Raw genomic sequence first — 16,882 nt, 5'->3', positions numbered from 1 at the left:
CCGCCCGCACCCAAATCGCATCGCATCGACGCGATGCGATCGCCCGAGAGAACGCCCTTTTTAGCGTAAACCGCCCGATGCCGTTCACGGCCGGCGAACCGGGGAACACTATTCGATTTGATCCAAAACAATAACTACCACGCCCAAAAATCAACGCTTCGCCATTCAAGCCACGCGGCTTTAATCAAAAAACTCTCACGGATCTGACTGGAAAAATTGTACAAGCCATAAAAAAACCCTCGCACGGGGCGAGGGCTCTCTGGCAATCGGCGGCGCGCCCGCACGGCTCACAGAGGCTGGATGTTCGCTGCCTGCTTGCCTTTCGGGCCGGCTTTGACTTCGAAGGAAACCCGCTGGTTTTCCTTCAGCGACTTGAAGCCTTCAGCGCGAATTTCGGAAAAATGTGCGAACAGATCTTCTCCACCCGAATCCGACGTAATGAAGCCAAAACCCTTAGCATCGTTGAACCATTTGACGATACCAGTTTCCATTTTCAGTTTCCCTCGATGATGTACAAAAATCGGGCATTGCCCTTATGTCCGAATAACACCGTCGCTTCGCCGGCCACCCTGATATCAGGCAGCCTGCCAAGACCGGAGCTGACAGCTGAAATTCAGACTTGCCGTTATACGGGGAACGAATAATCGTCGTCAAGTAAATTTTTCATATGCAGTTAGCACATGCCGAGATAACGACCGGATTTCACTATTAAATCCCGAACGCATATTCATTAACTACTGAGTAAACCATCAAGGCAATATTGTCCGAACATTTCAAATGCGCCTCCGACGACGGGAAATTTTTCTGCTTTATGGAAAATAAAATGTAACAAAAGCTGTATTTAGTAAGTGTTTGTCCGACTTGCTGCGCCACATTCACGGCGGGAAGATCGAATCTAGTGGTTGTAAGTGAACGTGTATCAGGAGATTGCCATGCTGCTCAATCACCTCCGCCGCCTCTTTGTCTGGCTCGCCCCCTTGCACGCAAAGAGCGTTTCGGATCATCCCGACCCGGTCAGCGAGGCGCCGTTCGAATTCGATCCCATGTGGCACGGGGATCATTGGCAGAACCTGCTGTCGTCCCCGATGGACGCCCGCCGGTACGTGATGGAAGACTGGAGCGCCCCGCCGACAACCGACTGGAGCGACCTTGAGGGCGCAGCGCACGCACACTGAGTGATGCGCTGCGAATTCGAAGCGCGCAGACGAAAAAAAAGCGCGACTGGGGAGTCGCGCCGACAAAGGTTTGGAGATCTTTTTCGTCAACGAAAAAGTCTGCTTCGAGAAGCAGAACTTCCAGTATAGACGCACAACTCATTTCCATTATTCACACAATTAGCAATCTGCTATTGCATAGACAACAACAATCCTGTTTTTGATATTGGTGCGTTGTTTTTTTGCATCGTTTAGTGTCGCAAATGAGCAACGCAATCGAACGCGAATCCGTCACCCCGCTCCCGCAATAACGCTGCAAGCCTTTATCCATAAGGCTCAAGCAGCATTCGCACATCGTTTCAGATCGAGTAATACTTTATTGCGAAAATCGGAACGCCCACTTTGCGAAGTGTCTCTCTAAACTCTGCCTAACCGGAAACCAGCGCGAATTGGTCAACGCGCTTTTCACACGAATCTGCCTCTCGCAGCACATGCGCTCGTGTGAAGGTCTCCCAAGCCAGGGTTCAAAGTACATCTCTCGCTCTCGGAGTTACACAATGAAGAAGACACTCATGGTCGCGGCCCTCACGGGCGTTTTTGCAACCGCCGCGCATGCGCAAAGCAGCGTGACGTTGTACGGCTTGATCGACGCCGGCATCACCTATACGAACAACCAGCACGACCACAGCAACTGGCAGATGACGAGCGGCTCGGTGAACGGCAGCCGTTTCGGCTTGCGTGGCGCTGAGGATCTGGGCGGCGGTCTGAAGGCCATCTTCACGTTGGAAAACGGCTTCGGCATCAATGATGGCACGCTCAAGCAGAACAGCCGTCTGTTCGGCCGTCAGGCGTTCGTCGGTCTGGCAAGCGACCAATTCGGCGCCGTGACCCTCGGTCGTCAGTATGACAGCATGGTCGATTACGTCGGCCCGCTGGCGCTGACGGGCACGCAATATGGCGGTACGCAGTTCGCGCACCCGTTCGACAACGACAACCTGAACAACTCGTTCCGTATCAATAACTCGGTCAAGTACCAGAGCGCGAACTACGGCGGCTTCAAGTTCGGCGCGTTGTACGGCTTCTCGAACCAGGCTGCCGGCTTCGCGAACAACCGTGCGTACAGCGCAGGCGCGTCGTACAACTGGGGTGGCCTGAACGTCGCTGCTGCTTACATGCAACTGAACAGCAACGGCGCGAACACTGCAGCCGCTGCGTTCAACTCGGGTGGTGCGGTTTCGGGCGACAACACGTTCATCGCTGAACGTCAGCAAACGTGGGGCGCAGGCGCTAACTACGCGTTCGGCCCGGCAACGGTCGGCCTCGTGTATTCGCAAACGAACCTGTCGGGCCTCGCCGGCATCAGCCAGGGCTCGTCGGGCGTGGCGGGTGGCGTTGGCTTCCCGACCAACAGCGCTCATTTCCAGAACTTCGAAGCCAATGCCCGTTATGCTCTGACGCCGGCTCTGAGCATCGCCGGTGCATATACGTACACTCGCGCGAACCTGTCCAGCTCGCATATGCACTGGAATCAGTTCAACCTGCAAACCGCATACTCGTTGTCCAAGCGTACCGACGTGTACCTGCAAGGCGTGTATCAGCAAACCAACGAGGGCGCCATCGTCGACGCCAGCATCAATGGTCTGGGCGCAGCGTCGAGCAACAACAAGCAAATCGCTGTGACCGCAGGTCTGCGTCATCGCTTCTAAGCTTCAAGAGCTGCGGAGTACTCGCAGTATCGAAGGCGCCGTTCGCGGCGCCTTTTTTTCGCCCCGTCTACATGCGCCCTACGATGCTTTTGAGGAACAGACGAGATAGAGCGACTGGCGAGTGCCGGGCGGGGGCACATTCAATAGCTGTTCCGCCGGCAGCCATGCAAAAGGCCATCGGACACCCGGCCGCCGAGTCGCGCGCCGTGTGCCCGAAGCCATTCTATGGATCGAGTGTACCGGCGAGCGCTGCATGTGCCTTCCCGCACACAAGCCGCCGCAACAAACCTGCTACGCGAGGTATCTGAACTGGAAGCGTAGCGGCGTGGTCGATCGGGTGCCTGCACTGCTTGCCCATAGCAGAGAAACGCTCCCTGCTGCCCCACGTTGAGCAGCAGCGCGGAGGATTTCAACGAGACCGTCTGATCCGCTCCCCGCCCTCATCGATATCAAGCACGCCGTGGGCGCGCTTATCCGCCCGGATCCGGCGGCGGGTACTTGACGTCGAGAATATCGATCGGCTGCGGACCGGCCGGCGTGAACAACGTGACCGTATCGCCGATCTTTGCCTTGAGCAGCGCACGGGCAATCGGCGAAATCCAGCTCACGTGCCCGATATCCAGATCAACCTCGTCGATCCCGACAATTGTCACGGCATGCGCGGCGCCGTCTTCCGTCGCATAGTCGACGGTCGCGCCGAAGAAAACCTGATCGACGTTCTCCTGTTTGCTGCTATCCACGACTTCAGCGAGGTCCAGACGCTTGGTCAGAAAACGGATTCGCCGGTCGATCTCGCGCAAGCGGCGCTTGCCGTAGATGTAGTCGCCATTCTCCGAGCGATCGCCGTTCGACGCCGCCCACGACACGAGTCTGACCACTTCCGGCCGCTCGACATCGATCAGATTCAGCAGTTCATCGCGCATGCGCCGGTAACCGCCAGGCGTGATGTAGTTTTTGGTACCCGCGGGGACTTCCGGCTGGGCGACGTCGAGGTCGTCGTCATTCTCTTCACTCGACTCTTTGACAAAGGCCTTGTTCATGATGGTCCGTTAACTGCAGCAATCGACTGCCTATCAAGGGTACACGATCAGGCCCACGAGACAAATCGCGGTTACACGCTTCCATTTTCCAAAACGTTTGGCTATAATCTCGTTTCTGTGTGCGGCTGTAGCTCAGTTGGATAGAGTACTTGGCTACGAACCAAGGGGTCGTGGGTTCGAATCCTGCCAGCCGCACCAACTATTCGAGGGTTTCCTGCCGGAAGTCCTCAGTTTCACCCAGTTTCATTGCAGCAAGCATCACCGGTTTAAGCGTGCGGCTGTAGCTCAGTTGGATAGAGTACTTGGCTACGAACCAAGGGGTCGTGGGTTCGAATCCTGCCAGCCGCACCACCTATGAAGGGCCTTCTATTCGGAAGGCCCTTTGTTTTTGTCTCGTGCTTTTGCGCAAGCGCTCGGGCACTCTGCTCGCATCACCCTCAGGTTACCGCGGCGGCGACTGGATATCTCCAATTCGCCCATCCGGGCTCGGCACATCCTCGACAACATCCCCGGACGTGCGCTCGCCGATCGGCCGAACCCGGTCGCCGGTCAGCGCTTGCGGCTCGCGCAGCACTTCGTCCACGCTATCGCCGAAACGGCTTGCGACGAACGCTCGCAGCAACGCCACCCGCAATGAATCGCCCCGCCCTTCGACGGCCCGCTGCCCGCCGTGAAACTCCGCGACACAGTGCGCCGCGCCGCCATCGGTCCGCTCACTGACTTCGAGCCGCTGCGCACGCTCGAGGACCGCCGCGGCCGCCTCCCACGATGTGGATGGCGTGAAGCGCCCGTCCCATGGACGGCCGCGGTCATTGCCGCGAATCGAAACGGTTTCGCCGCTGTCGGTAAAATAGATTTCGCGCACGAAGTCGTGCAGGCTGCGGGCCACCCAATAATCGAGCGCCACGCCGTTGAGCTCGGCTACTTTCATCAGCGTTCTCCCAGAGTTTCAGGTGAGACTTGCCGGTAGCCGGCACGTTCAGATAAGAGCAGAGAACATCTGGCGCCCGCTGAGTACGCCAAGGCGAACCAGCGGCGCAAAACCGCGCTCAGTAGTCCGCGCGCTCGCGATCGATTCGCATGCCGCCTTCGTGACGGTGATGCCCTTCTTCGCTCGGCCGTTCACGCGCAATGCGCATGACGTCCGGGTTCGTACGCACGCGGCGCATCACGTTGGCCAGATGAACGCGATCGCTGACCTGAATGACGAAGCGCAGCACCGTGGATTCCTGCGAAAGATCTTCGTCCATCGCGATATGGACGATGTTCGCATCCGCCGACGTGATGTCGGCCGCCACGCGGGCAAACACGCCCTTGGTGTTCTTGACCAGCACCTTCACGGCGACGTCGAACAGGCGGCCCGGCTGCGGCGCCCACGCGACGTCGATCCAGCGGCCCGGATCGCGCTTGTGGATGCGCTGCGCGACGCGGCAGTCGGTGGTGTGGATGGCCATGCCAAGACCGATGCCGATATAGCCCATGATGTCGTCGCCCGGAATCGGACGACAGCAGGCGGACAACTGCACCGACATGCCCTCGGTGCCCGTGATGACCACTGGCGGCGCATGCGGCGTGGACCCCGAGCGCGAGCCGTCGTCGTCGGCGTCGCGCCCGCTCATCAGCACTTCGATGCGCTTGGCCATCACCGCCGCGACACGCCGGCCGAGACCGATGTCCGCGAAAATTTCCTGACGGTTCTTGTTGCCCGTCCACTGCACGAGTTTTTCCCACGCTTCCGGCGTCACATCCGACAGCGCGAGTCCGTAGCCCTTCAGCGCCTGGTCGACCAAACGCTCGCCGAGTTGCACGGACTCGTTCAGCCGCATCGTCTTCAGATAGTGGCGAATGGCCGAACGCGCCTTGCCGCTGCGCACGAAACCGAGCCATGCCGGATTCGGCTTCGAGTACGGCGCCGTGATCACTTCGACGATATCGCCGCTCTTCAACTCGGTGCGCAAGGGCAGCAGTTCATTGTTGATCTTCACCGCGACGCATTGGTTGCCCAGGTCGCTGTGGATCGAATACGCGAAATCGAGCGCGGTGGCGCCGCGCGGCAGCGCCATGATCTTCGACTTCGGCGTGAACACATAAACTGCGTCCGGGAACAGGTCGATCTTGACGTGCTCGAGGAACTCGCTCGAATCGCCCGCTTCGCTCTGAATGTCGAGCAGCGACTTCAGCCACTGGTGCGCGCGTTTCTGCACATCGTTCAGATCCGCGCTGCCGTTCTTGTACAGCCAGTGCGCGGCCACGCCCGCTTCGGCGATCTCGTGCATCTTGCGCGTGCGCACCTGGAACTCGATCGGCGCGCCGAACGGGCCGACCAGCGTGGTATGCAACGACTGATAGCCGTTCACCTTGGGGATCGCGATGTAGTCCTTGAACTTGCCCGGCACGGGCTTATACAAGGCATGCAGCGCGCCGATGCAGGTGTAGCACTCCAGCGCGCTTTCGACCACCACACGGAAGCCGTACACGTCGAGCACCTGCGAGAACGACAACTGCTTGTCGCGCATCTTCTTGTAGATACTGAAGATGGTTTTCTCGCGGCCGGTGACTTCGGCGTCGATCTTCGCGTCGGCGATGGCGCGCTGCACCGACTCCAGAATCTTGCCCACCACCTCGCGCCGGTTGCCGCGCGCCGCCTTGACGGCTTTTTCGAGCGTGGCGTACCGATGCGGATTGAAGTTGGCGAAGCTGAGATCCTGCAGTTCGCGATAGGTGTTGTTCAGGCCCAGGCGGTGGGCGATGGGCGCGTAGATATCCAGCGTCTCGCGGGCCACGCGGCGGCGCTTTTCCGGCGGCACCGCGCCGAGCGTGCGCATGTTGTGCAGCCGGTCGGCGAGCTTCACCAGAATCACGCGGACGTCGCGCGCCATCGCGAGCAGCATCTTGCGGAAGTTTTCCGCCTGCGCTTCTTCGCGATTGCGAAACTCCATCTTGTCCAGCTTCGACAGGCCGTCGACCAGTTCCGCGACCTTCGCACCGAAGCGCTCGGCGAGTTCGGCCTTGGTCACGCCCTGGTCTTCCATCACGTCGTGCAGCAGCGCCGCCATGATCGACTGGGCGTCGAGATTCCAGCCGGCGCACATTTCCGCGACGGCGACAGGATGCGTGATGTAAGGCTCGCCACTCTGGCGGTACTGGCCGAGGTGGGCTTCGTCGCTGAAATGGAACGCCGCCTTGATGTCCTTGATCTCTTCCGGCTGCAGATAGCCGGACAACACGGACGTCAGTTTGGCGATGGAGACGACGTCATGCCGGCGCGGTTGCTCCGGCGTGGCGGTGGGTCCGAACAGATGGCGGAACGATTGTTCCAGGACCGCGTCGATGTACTTCCGTGCAGACGAGGGTGAGTCGGCGTCGTGGTCCGCTTCCGTGGCGGCGGGCGGGGTAGCACTCATGGTCGCCTCCGTAGCGGGTTAGGGTTGGACGCCGGTCTGTACGTTAGTGATGCAACTGGGTGTGGCAAATACGTGGCAATCGAAAACGGAACACTGCGCCTTAAACCGGCACCTTCTTCAGCATTTCGACGCCGACCTGGCCGGATGCGATTTCGCGCAGCGCGACGACGGTGGGCTTGTCGCGGCTTTCGATCTTCGGCGTGTGGCCTTGAGCGAGCTGACGCGCGCGATAGGTTGCGGCAAGCGCGAGTTCGAAACGGTTCGGGATCTGTTTGAGGCAGTCTTCGACGGTAATGCGGGCCATGTTGGGTTCCTTCTCAGTATGTTGCTTATTCTACCTTATGTGCTCGGCACAACGCCGCGCTCAAGCGTGCGGCAGGTGAATGCCGAGCTGCACGAAAAGCTGCGTGTGACGCGCGTACTGCGAGGCGAAGCGCGAACGCGTGGCGGCGACGAGGCACTGCAGTTCGCTCAATGCACGATCGAAGTTCTCGTTGATTACGACGTACTCCGCTTCGGCCGCGTGCGCCATCTCGCTGCCGGCTGCCAGCAGGCGGCGCGTGATCACGTTCGGCTCGTCCTGGCCGCGCTTTTTCAGACGCTCTTCGAGCGCGTCGAGCGACGGCGGCAGGATGAAAATTTCGACCGCGTTGTGAAACTGCTTCTTCACCTGCTGTGCGCCCTGCCAGTCGATTTCGAGCAATACGTCGTGGCCGCTCCTCATCTGTTCCTCGATCCACACGCGCGACGTGCCGTAGTAGTTGCCGTGCACTTCCGCGCTTTCGAGAAACTCGCCCTCGTCGTGACGCTTCATGAAGTCGTCGACGCTGGTGAAGTGATAGTGTTCGCCGTCCTGCTCCTTCGGACGCGGCGGGCGCGTCGTGTACGAGATCGACAGGCGGATCGCGTCGTCGCCGGCGAGCAACGCGTTCACGAGCGTCGACTTGCCCGCGCCCGAAGGCGCGACGACCATGAACAGATTGCCGGGATAAGCGCCGGCGTACGGATTGCGCGGTGCGCCGCTTTCGCGTGTGTGGTGATCGATCATGTTGGTGGTGTCCAGCTTTATTCCAGATTCTGTACTTGCTCACGCATCTGTTCGATGAGCAGCTTCAGGGTCATCGACGAATCCGCGAGTTCCTTCGCGGCCGCCTTCGAGCCGAGCGTGTTCGCCTCGCGGTTCAGCTCCTGCATCATGAAGTCGAGCCGCTTGCCGACCTTCCCGCCCTTCTCGATCACGTGACGCGTTTCGTTCAGGTGAGCCGTGAGGCGCGACAGTTCTTCGGCGATGTCGATACGGATGCCGTACATCGTCACTTCCTGGCGAATCCGCTCGTTGATCTCTTCGCGCGAAACGATCGTCGCGGCCGTGTCCGGCGCGGCGATGCCGAGCGCCTCCTGCAACCGTTCGACGATCTTCTGCTGGTGCCTCGTAATCAGTTCCGGCACGAGCGGCGTGATCTTCGTGACGATCGTTTCCATTTCGGTGACGTTGGCGAGCAGCATCGTCGCGAGTTGCGCGCCTTCGCGAGCCCGCACGTCGATCAGGTCGGTGATCGCCTGCTTGCCGCACGCGAGCACCGCGTCGCGCAGCACTTCCGGCGCCACGCCGCTTTCGGCCAGCACGCCCGGCCAGCGCAGAATCTCGCCGGTGCGCAGGCGGCCCGCTTCCGGGAATGTCGAGAGCACCGTGCGTTCGAGCAGTGCCAGCTGCGTGAGCGCGTCGCGATTGATCGCGCCCGCGTTCGCCGACTGTTCGCTGCGTTGCAGGTTGATGCGGATATCCACCTTGCCGCGCGACAGCTTGTTCATCAGCATTTCACGCAGCGTCGGCTCGCAGACGCGCACGTCTTCCGGCATGCGGAAATTCAGATCGAGAAAGCGCGAGTTCACCGTGCGCAGTTCGACCGACACGCTCACGCCGCCTGTGCCCGAGGCCGCGACGAGTTCGCGCGTGGCGCTCGCATAGCCAGTCATGCTGTAGATCATCGTATTTCTCGCGATTGCGGCCATGCGTTCGACGCAGGCCTGAGAGGCAGATCGCCCGGCGTGTACGAGACGCGGGACGGAGAACCGGCATTATCCCATTTTTGGCGGCGACCTCCCCCGCGAGCGAGCGTGCGTGCGGGCGAGCGCTCAGTGGTCCGCTCAGTGGTCCGCTCAGTGGTCCGCTAAGTGGTCCGCTCAGTGACCCGCTTAGTGGCCCGCGCAGTGACTCGACTTTACCGATGCACCATTCGGCGCGGCCCACCGCGCCCGTCGATCGGCTGTAAAATCGCGGTTTCCCTCTGCATTTCTTCCTGACCGATCCCGACATGACCAACGACACCCAACGCCCCAGCGGCCGCCAGGCCAATCAGCTGCGCGACGTGCGCATCACGCGCCACTACACGAAGCACGCGGAGGGCTCGGTGCTGGTCGAGTTCGGGGACACAAAAGTGATCTGCACCGCGAGCATCGCCGAGAGCGTGCCGTCGTTCCTGCGCGACCGCGGCCAGGGCTGGCTCACCGCCGAATACGGCATGCTGCCGCGCGCCACCCATACCCGCAGCGACCGCGAAGCGGCGCGCGGCAAGCAGACCGGGCGCACCCAGGAAATCCAGCGGCTGATCGGCCGCGCGCTGCGCTCGGTGTTCGATCTCGAGAAGCTCGGCGCGCGTACGCTGCACATCGATTGCGACGTGATCCAGGCCGACGGCGGCACGCGCACGGCCAGCATCACCGGCGCGTTTGTGGCCGCGCATGACGCGGTGGCGAAACTGCTGACCACGGGCCGCATCGAAAGCTCACCGATCACCGATTACGTCGCGGCCATCTCGGTCGGCGTGTACGACGGGCTGCCGGTGCTCGACCTCGACTACGACGAAGACTCGCAGTGCGACACCGACATGAACGTGGTGATGACGGGCGCAGGCGGCTTCGTCGAAATTCAGGGCACCGCCGAGGGCGTGCCGTTCTCGCGCGACGAAATGAACGCGCTGCTGGACCTGGCGAGCGACGGCATCAACACGCTGATCGCGAGGCAGAAAGAAGCGCTGGAGCAAAAGAGTGAATGAGGTTCGTCAAGACGACGGCGCGCATGCATCAGGCGCGGCGTTGAAGAAAGTCGTGCTGGCGTCGAACAACGCGGGCAAGCTGCGCGAGTTCGCGGCGCTGCTCGACGCGGCCGGCATCGAACTGATTGCCCAGGGCACGCTGAACGTGCCGGAAGCGGAAGAGCCGCATCCGACCTTCGTCGAAAACGCGCTGACCAAGGCGCGTCATGCGGCGAAGCTCACCGGCCTGCCCGCACTCGCCGACGACTCCGGTCTGTGTGTGCGCGCATTGCGCGGCGCGCCGGGTGTGTATTCGGCGCGCTACGCACAGCTCGCCGGCGGCGAGAAAAGCGACGCCGCGAATAACGCGCGCCTCGTCGCCGCGTTGCAGGGTGAAACCGATCGGCGCGGCTATTACTACTGCGTGCTCGCGCTCGTGCGTCACGCGGACGATCCCGAACCGCTGATCGCCGAAGGCCGCTGGCATGGCGAAATTCTCGACGCACCGCGCGGCGAACATGGCTTCGGCTACGATCCGTACTTCTTTTTGCCGTCGTTGAACGCGAGCGCCGCCGAGTTGGAGCCCGCGGTGAAAAACGCCAGCAGCCATCGTGCGATTGCGTTGCGGCAACTGCTTGCGCGCCTCTCGGAGGAAGCATGATTCCGATCAGGCCGGCGCCCGCCGACATCGGCAACGGCGTCATCAAGGCATTCACCTCGCCGGGCAGTATTCGGCTGACATCGCTGCCGCCGTTGGCGCTGTATGTGCATTTTCCGTGGTGCGTGCGCAAGTGTCCGTATTGCGATTTCAACTCGCACGAGTGGAAAGGCGAGACGTTTCCGGAGAACGATTACCTCGACGCATTGCGCGCCGACCTCGAGATGGCGCTGCCGCTGATCTGGGGTCGTCAGGTGCATACGGTGTTCATCGGTGGGGGCACGCCCAGCCTGTTGTCGGCGGCAGGTCTCGACCGGATGCTGTCGGATATCCGCGCGCTGCTGCCGCTCGACGCCGACGCGGAGATCACGCTCGAAGCCAACCCCGGCACGTTCGAGGCCGACAAGTTCGCGCAGTTTCGCGCGAGCGGCGTGAACCGGCTGTCGGTGGGGATCCAGAGTTTCAACGAAGCGCATCTGAAGGCGCTCGGCCGGATTCACGACGCGGCGCAAGCGCGCCACGCGGTCGAAGTCGCCGCGACCACGTTCGACAACTTCAACCTCGATCTGATGTTCGCGCTGCCAGGGCAGACGCTCGCCGAATGCCAGGCCGATATCGACACGGCGCTGTCGTTCGCGCCGCCGCATCTGTCGCTGTATCACCTGACGCTCGAACCGAACACGCTGTTTGCAAAATTCCCGCCCGCGTTGCCCGACGACGACGCGTCCGCCGACATGCAGGACTGGATCCACGAACGCACGACGGCCGCAGGCTACATGCGCTATGAGGTGTCGGCGTATGCGCAGCCGCATCGGCAGAGCAAGCACAATCTGAACTACTGGCGCTTCGGCGACTATCTCGGCATCGGCGCCGGCGCGCATACGAAGCTGTCGTTTCCGAATCGCGTGCTGCGCCAGGTTCGCTACAAACATCCGACCACGTTCATCGAGCAGGCGAAGGCGGGCACGGCGGTGCAGGAAGAGCACGAAGTCGCGCCGCGCGATTTACCGTTCGAGTTCATGCTGAATGCGCTGCGGCTGGTGGAAGGGTTTCCGGTGCATCGGTTTATCGAGCGCACGGGGCTGTCGATGACGTCGATCGAGCCGGCGCTGCAGGAAGCCGAAAAACGCAAGCTGATCACACGCGACCACGAGAAGATCGCGCCCACGCCGCTCGGCCAGGCGTTCCTGAACGATCTGCAAGCGCTGTTTCTGAAAGATCCGCAGTGACTGCCGAGCGACTGAGCACCGCAGCGAGGTTTTTTCGGGTTACAATTTCGGGCTTGGAGGTGTGGCCGAGTGGTTTAAGGCACCGGTCTTGAAAACCGGCGAAGGAGCAATCTTTCCGTGAGTTCGAATCTCACCGCCTCCGCCAGGACGCTTGTTTTGGTCCGTCCGGGTCAATCCGATTCAATCGCGCAAGCCTTACCAGCTAAGGCTCTCAGCGCAAAACTCCCAGATGTAGTCGTCCGGTTTCGTTGCAATTCATCGCGTTCAGTCGTAAATCTTATGGTGGACTGGATGGTGGACTAGCGTTGGTGGACTGCCGGCGCGCCGATCGATAACGAGCAACGATACCAAAGAAAGCCAAGGAACTCGGGCCGCTGGCCGTCAAGCGACTGACGACCCCGGGAAAACATCCCGTTGGCGGCGTGGCCGGCTTGTATCTCAAAGTCGTCAGCGAACATGCGCGCTCATGGGTGCTCCGTGTCGCCGTCGCGGGTCAGCGCCGTGAAATTGACTTGGGCGCATACGCCGAATCCGGCATGGGTGTCGCGGCAGCGCGAATGAAGGCGCTGGCCGCGCGTGAGGATATCGCCCCCGGCGTCGATCCGGTTATGCAGAAGAAAGCGGCCAAAAGCCGTCTGCGCGCGAGTCAAGCACTCGAAATGACGTTCGAGCAAGCGGCGAAGCGTTTCATCACGGCCAAAGAGCCGGAATGGCGCAACTCGAAGCACGGCGCCCAGTGGACCTACACACTCGAAGAATATGCATACGTTCTCATCGGCAAGATGATGGTTCGACACGTCACGCGTGCTCACGTCACAGAGATCCTTGAGCCGATCTGGACGACGAAGACGGAAACCGCATCGCGCCTGTGGGGCCGCATCGAAGCGATTCTCGACTGGGCGCGCGTGAAAGGCTTCCGCGATGAAGGCGTGAATCCGGCGGCGTGGCGCGGCAACCTCGACAAGCTGCTGTCCGCGCCGAAAAAGACGAAGCGCATACGCAATCACCCCGCCCTGCCGATCGTGCAGATGGGTGCATTCATGGTCACGCTGCGTGCGACGGAAGGCGCGAGCGCCCGCTGTCTGGAATTCACGATATTGACCGCGGCGCGTTCCGGAGAGGCGCGCTTCGCCGAGTGGTCAGAGATCGACATGGAAAAGAAGGTCTGGTCGGTGCCTGCCGAGAAAATGAAGGCCAAGAAAGAGCATCGCGTGCCGCTTTCGCCGGCGGCCGTTCGCCTGCTTGAGTCGATCGAGCGGAAGAAAGACGTTGACCTCGTATTCCCAAGCCCACGCTCCGGCCGCGCGCTGTCCGACATGTCGCTGCTGGAGCTGATGCGTCGACAGAGCCTTTTCTGAGTACTCGCGTCTCTGTACGCCTCAGATAAGCAGTGCAGCCGGCCCCCAAGGGCCGGTTTTCGTTTCGAGTCCGGACCGGACAACCGTTTCATGCGGCGATCGAGACTGGCCCGTGAAGATTTCTGGCAAGGGTCTATCCCAAAAACATAGCGCTGCGATCATCTGCTAGTTTTACGCCGTCACAAAAACAGAGATCTCCATATGTCTCGGAACACGCTCGAAATTCCGCTGGAGTGCGGCTGGCAATGCACACTGCATCCCGCCAGCCAGTATCACAGCATGGAGCGGGAACGGTGCAGTCACCTGTCCTGGGATCGTGATAGCCGCCGCTCGCGAGGCTGGTCGTCGTTCATGAGGGACGCCAGGCGGGACGAAGAAGAAGACGCGCGCAGGCAGCTTGAACAGGACCGGAAAGACTTCGACCGGTATTTCCGGCCACGCTGGGATCTTCGAACGATCACGGGCGGTCAGGCTCTACGCGAAATCCAGACCTATGTCAGGGATGCGCTGGGTCTCCCGCACTGGAACCTGCCGACCGACAATGCCGGCATCGAGCGCGTTCTCAGGCGAGCCGTCGCGGACGAACGCCTGATGCCGGTGGTCCATCGCGATCGGCACTCGGGGCTGGCCCGTGTGTACAGCCCCAGCCCAGCACCGCTGCGCTGGCCGGCGTCGGGGGGTGGAGGTGGAACCTACTGGAGCCGCTCACCCAATCTGTTCCCTCCCGGCACCGCCTCATTCAACGGCGAGCCGGTCCTGTCCGGCCCGTACGATCCCGCTACCATCGAGGTGAGACGGATAGCCGCGCGCGCCGCGATGACCGGCAGCCGCAGCAGCAGTGGCGGTGGCCTGCTTGGGATAGTGGAGGCCGTGGCCGGCGCGCTTGTCGGCGGCGACACGGATATGGATATGGATAAAGATGACGGCGTGGCCGATGGGTTCGCAGAATCGGGCAACGACACCTCGACGCCACTCGGCGACGCGCAGCCTTTCGAGTACACCCCGGATGCCGTGAGCGGTGACGTGGAAGAGCTGGCGGCTAGAACAAACAATCCAAACTACGCGGCAAAAATGCTCGGATACGACCGCGACACGTTTGGCGACATGGTCCATGCGATGAAAGACGACCTCAAGCTGCGAGGCGATGACAATGTCATTTGGCACGATAGTGGGGACGTTGAATTTAGGAAAAACATCATCGGCAATATGCACGACTATGCAAACTGACCTTCATACGATGAACGCACATCAACTCGCACATGCATCATTTTCGATAGCCGGGGATGATTTGGATCCCGAAGTTTGGACTAGATATTTCGGCGTTCCGCCGGACACGGCGATAGTCAAGGGCAAGCCTTTTATGACTCCGTCGGGGCGCTTGAGCAGGGTGCCGGGGCGTACCGGCGTGTGGGGGGTGAAAAGCAAGGCCGCCATTCGTAGCGACTCGCTAGAACCGCATCTCCGCTATCTCATTGATCGCCTGAATTTGCCGCGAGACGACTTGCGCCAGCTACTCGCAAACAAAGGCGCACAGATGCGTTTCTTCTGCTATTGGGACAACGAGACCGGCGACCGCGTGCCCGACGTGCCTGATGACATTCGGGCAATGATGGAAGCCATGGGCGGCACCATTGAGATTGACGAATACCGATAGGACGCGTGCTTTACCTTGCCCTCTCACGCACGCCTGACCGATCACCCCACGCACCGCCAGGTCCCCGGCCGCACGATTGATAGCAATTGATAATGCACAAGTACGCGTCACCATGCAGCCTATGATGTAAGAGACACCCTTACGTCAGAGGCGAGCCATGGCGAGCCGGGATGTGCCGGGGGCAACGCGAGTCCCCGCCGGCCTTACCTGAGGCACCGGCACTGAGCCGCGCCAGACGTTCTTGGCGCGGCTCTTTCATTGGCCGCACCCAAGGGGTGTAGGCAAAGTCGGGGGCATGCCAGCCCGGGACCGACCAGTTCGTCAAATTTCCACGCCCGCGAAAAATAAAATTTAATATCCACCATATTCCATCCCCGTCAGACGTCAGTGATGACAAAGAACAAACCACATCGAACGAGGTAGTCCGGCCGGATTGCAGATAATCATGGATTTGCTCCTCTCCAAAAAACTGAAGGACGTGAAGAAGCTTTGCCGTGACAAGACAATTAACGTCAGCGACTTTGTGAATATCGTCGTCGCGTGTGACGCTGGAATACTGCCTTGGCTCCATCAGATCTCGCATCGTGACTTCTTGCCTCCCCACCTCGACCTGACCGAAGACGATCGCAGAGCCATCGCGACGAACGGGGTTGGCAGACTCAACCCGGTTGCATTGAAGGCGTTCGGAAAGATCACGCAGACGTTCGAAGAGCGCCGCTTTCTCGTTGGACACATGTTCTATCTACCCGACCATACGAGATGGACCTTCTTCTACTTCGATCAACGCGATACCAACGTTGCTGAAAATCATTTCAAGGGCGGCGCGCACGTTCATGCCCAGAGTCATTTGATGCCGGGGCGTACGCCGACGGAGGTGTGGCGCGAATTCCACGAGGGCAACCCGGACATGAAGGGCTCTTATCACGTTCGCTGGGATGATCCAAAGAGGCGCCGCGGCAGCGCGCCGACGCCAGGGCTATGAGGAATCTTCGTCGGCCTGAGCCGGCCTAGACCGCACGTTCTCGCACGCGCAGAAAATTTTCCCCTTCAGCGATTTTGTTAAGGCCATTAACACGCGTTAATCAGCCCCTTCGCATTGCGCTGCGGGGCTTTGATGCGGTTTCGATGGCGGCAAGAGGTGTTAAAGGTCAGTCGCCGCGGCGCCGATCGGGGCCGGCTTTAAAACCGGAACGAGTACGTCCCGTCCGCCGTTGTGATCTCTGCTTTTTTCACGACGCATTCTCCCGCAACGTTGACCGTTTCCGCCCTGTCGACAAACAATCGTCTTGGGAAGAACTCCAGCGGGGCTAGGTTGCAATCTCCGTCATTTATTTTGACGCCTCGAAGGACCATCCCTTGTTCGACCGCGGTGATACGCAGTTGAGGCATGCTGGTCGAGTACGGGTTGGTTCCCAAACTCACTTTCAAGTGGCCATCAGAGCAGCCGGTCAGGGCCATAACGGACAGTATCACGCAACAGAGTCTTCTCATTTTTCTTTTCAGTAGGTTGGTAACACAGACGTTTACGGCGCCTGCGCTGACCTCTGAAGGGCACAGCAGCGGATGGTGGACTGGATGGTGGACGAATCGCCAATCTCGCCCACAATCCCTTGCTAGGCGGCCTTATTGGCGAACACCGCCTCC

General features: G+C 60.6%; 17 protein-coding genes and 3 tRNA genes. 13 read left to right on the top strand and 7 right to left on the bottom strand.

What is annotated here, in order from left to right; genetic code table 11:
* Window positions 1-287: 287 nt before the first annotated feature.
* Window positions 288-491 (bottom strand): cold-shock protein, encoded by a 204-nt coding sequence (locus HV770_RS05180; RefSeq protein ID WP_175158388.1) that lies wholly within the window; start codon window positions 489-491, stop codon window positions 288-290.
* 441 nt (window positions 492-932) lie between these two features.
* Between HV770_RS05180 and HV770_RS05175 the strand changes: the two genes are divergently transcribed.
* From HV770_RS05175 to HV770_RS39640, 3 genes are all read left to right on the top strand, one after another.
* On the top strand, window positions 933-1,175 hold the full coding sequence (locus tag HV770_RS05175; protein ID WP_175158387.1) for a hypothetical protein: 243 nt from the start codon (window positions 933-935) through the stop codon (window positions 1,173-1,175).
* Between the two features lie 536 nt (window positions 1,176-1,711).
* The gene (locus HV770_RS05170; protein WP_175158386.1) at window positions 1,712-2,860 is read left to right on the top strand and encodes a porin; all 1,149 of its coding nucleotides are present in this window, start codon (window positions 1,712-1,714) and stop codon (window positions 2,858-2,860) included.
* A gap of 121 nt (window positions 2,861-2,981) precedes the next feature.
* Window positions 2,982-3,251 carry a transposase gene (locus HV770_RS39640; RefSeq protein ID WP_425497368.1) on the top strand — a complete coding sequence of 90 codons (270 nt, stop codon included), beginning with the start codon at window positions 2,982-2,984 and terminating at the stop codon, window positions 3,249-3,251.
* 79 nt (window positions 3,252-3,330) lie between these two features.
* Here HV770_RS39640 and greB read toward each other — a convergent pair whose 3' ends face one another.
* Window positions 3,331-3,900: a transcription elongation factor GreB gene (gene greB, locus HV770_RS05160; protein WP_175158384.1), complete on the bottom strand. Its 570-nt coding sequence runs from the start codon at window positions 3,898-3,900 to the stop codon at window positions 3,331-3,333.
* A 121-nt stretch (window positions 3,901-4,021) separates the two neighbouring features.
* On the opposite strand from greB, the gene HV770_RS05155 reads away from it, so the two are divergent.
* Window positions 4,022-4,098: transfer RNA gene (locus tag HV770_RS05155), tRNA-Arg, on the top strand.
* A 76-nt stretch (window positions 4,099-4,174) separates the two neighbouring features.
* A tRNA-Arg gene (locus HV770_RS05150) sits at window positions 4,175-4,251 on the top strand.
* 91 nt (window positions 4,252-4,342) lie between these two features.
* On the opposite strand, the gene HV770_RS05145 is transcribed toward HV770_RS05150, so the two are convergent.
* The 5 genes from HV770_RS05145 to HV770_RS05125 all read right to left on the bottom strand — a co-directional run bounded on the left by HV770_RS05145 (window position 4,343) and on the right by HV770_RS05125 (window position 9,293).
* Window positions 4,343-4,831: a phage protein NinX family protein gene (locus tag HV770_RS05145; protein WP_175158383.1), complete on the bottom strand. Its 489-nt coding sequence runs from the start codon at window positions 4,829-4,831 to the stop codon at window positions 4,343-4,345.
* 118 nt (window positions 4,832-4,949) lie between these two features.
* Window positions 4,950-7,304 carry a RelA/SpoT family protein gene (locus HV770_RS05140; protein ID WP_175158382.1) on the bottom strand — a complete coding sequence of 785 codons (2,355 nt, stop codon included), beginning with the start codon at window positions 7,302-7,304 and terminating at the stop codon, window positions 4,950-4,952.
* Window positions 7,305-7,404: 100 nt separating this feature from the next.
* Window positions 7,405-7,608 carry a DNA-directed RNA polymerase subunit omega gene (gene rpoZ / locus HV770_RS05135; RefSeq protein WP_044848533.1) on the bottom strand — a complete coding sequence of 68 codons (204 nt, stop codon included), beginning with the start codon at window positions 7,606-7,608 and terminating at the stop codon, window positions 7,405-7,407.
* Between the two features lie 60 nt (window positions 7,609-7,668).
* On the bottom strand, window positions 7,669-8,352 hold the full coding sequence (gmk, locus tag HV770_RS05130; RefSeq protein ID WP_121315455.1) for a guanylate kinase: 684 nt from the start codon (window positions 8,350-8,352) through the stop codon (window positions 7,669-7,671).
* A 17-nt stretch (window positions 8,353-8,369) separates the two neighbouring features.
* Window positions 8,370-9,293 (bottom strand): YicC/YloC family endoribonuclease, encoded by a 924-nt coding sequence (locus HV770_RS05125; protein ID WP_121319031.1) that lies wholly within the window; start codon window positions 9,291-9,293, stop codon window positions 8,370-8,372.
* Window positions 9,294-9,619: 326 nt separating this feature from the next.
* On the opposite strand from HV770_RS05125, the gene rph reads away from it, so the two are divergent.
* The 8 genes from rph to HV770_RS05085 all read left to right on the top strand — a co-directional run bounded on the left by rph (window position 9,620) and on the right by HV770_RS05085 (window position 16,220).
* Complete coding sequence (gene rph, locus HV770_RS05120; protein ID WP_121315456.1) at window positions 9,620-10,360, top strand: ribonuclease PH; 741 nt, start codon at window positions 9,620-9,622, stop codon at window positions 10,358-10,360.
* On the top strand, window positions 10,353-11,000 hold the full coding sequence (gene rdgB / locus HV770_RS05115) for an RdgB/HAM1 family non-canonical purine NTP pyrophosphatase (RefSeq protein ID WP_175158381.1): 648 nt from the start codon (window positions 10,353-10,355) through the stop codon (window positions 10,998-11,000). The genes rph and rdgB overlap by 8 nt, the downstream gene beginning before the upstream one ends.
* Window positions 10,997-12,226, top strand: coding sequence for a radical SAM family heme chaperone HemW (gene hemW / locus HV770_RS05110; protein WP_175158380.1), 1,230 nt, complete (start codon window positions 10,997-10,999; stop codon window positions 12,224-12,226). Before rdgB ends, hemW begins: the two co-directional genes overlap by 4 nt.
* A gap of 55 nt (window positions 12,227-12,281) precedes the next feature.
* Window positions 12,282-12,371 (top strand) — tRNA-Ser (locus tag HV770_RS05105).
* Between the two features lie 277 nt (window positions 12,372-12,648).
* On the top strand, window positions 12,649-13,584 hold the full coding sequence (locus tag HV770_RS05100; protein WP_343048050.1) for a tyrosine-type recombinase/integrase: 936 nt from the start codon (window positions 12,649-12,651) through the stop codon (window positions 13,582-13,584).
* Window positions 13,585-13,785: 201 nt separating this feature from the next.
* Window positions 13,786-14,811, top strand: coding sequence for a hypothetical protein (locus HV770_RS38420; RefSeq protein WP_246290709.1), 1,026 nt, complete (start codon window positions 13,786-13,788; stop codon window positions 14,809-14,811).
* 10 nt (window positions 14,812-14,821) lie between these two features.
* Window positions 14,822-15,238: a DUF4279 domain-containing protein gene (locus tag HV770_RS05090; protein WP_175158379.1), complete on the top strand. Its 417-nt coding sequence runs from the start codon at window positions 14,822-14,824 to the stop codon at window positions 15,236-15,238.
* Between the two features lie 445 nt (window positions 15,239-15,683).
* Complete coding sequence (locus tag HV770_RS05085; protein ID WP_175158378.1) at window positions 15,684-16,220, top strand: hypothetical protein; 537 nt, start codon at window positions 15,684-15,686, stop codon at window positions 16,218-16,220.
* Window positions 16,221-16,882: the final 662 nt, after the last annotated feature.

Origin of the sequence: Paraburkholderia fynbosensis, assembly GCF_902859935.1 — a bacterium.
In the GTDB taxonomy this organism is placed as follows: Bacteria; Pseudomonadota; Gammaproteobacteria; order Burkholderiales; family Burkholderiaceae; genus Paraburkholderia; species Paraburkholderia fynbosensis.
The sequence above is the reverse complement of the archived record's forward strand: the minus strand, read 5'-3'. Positions and strand labels throughout refer to the sequence as shown.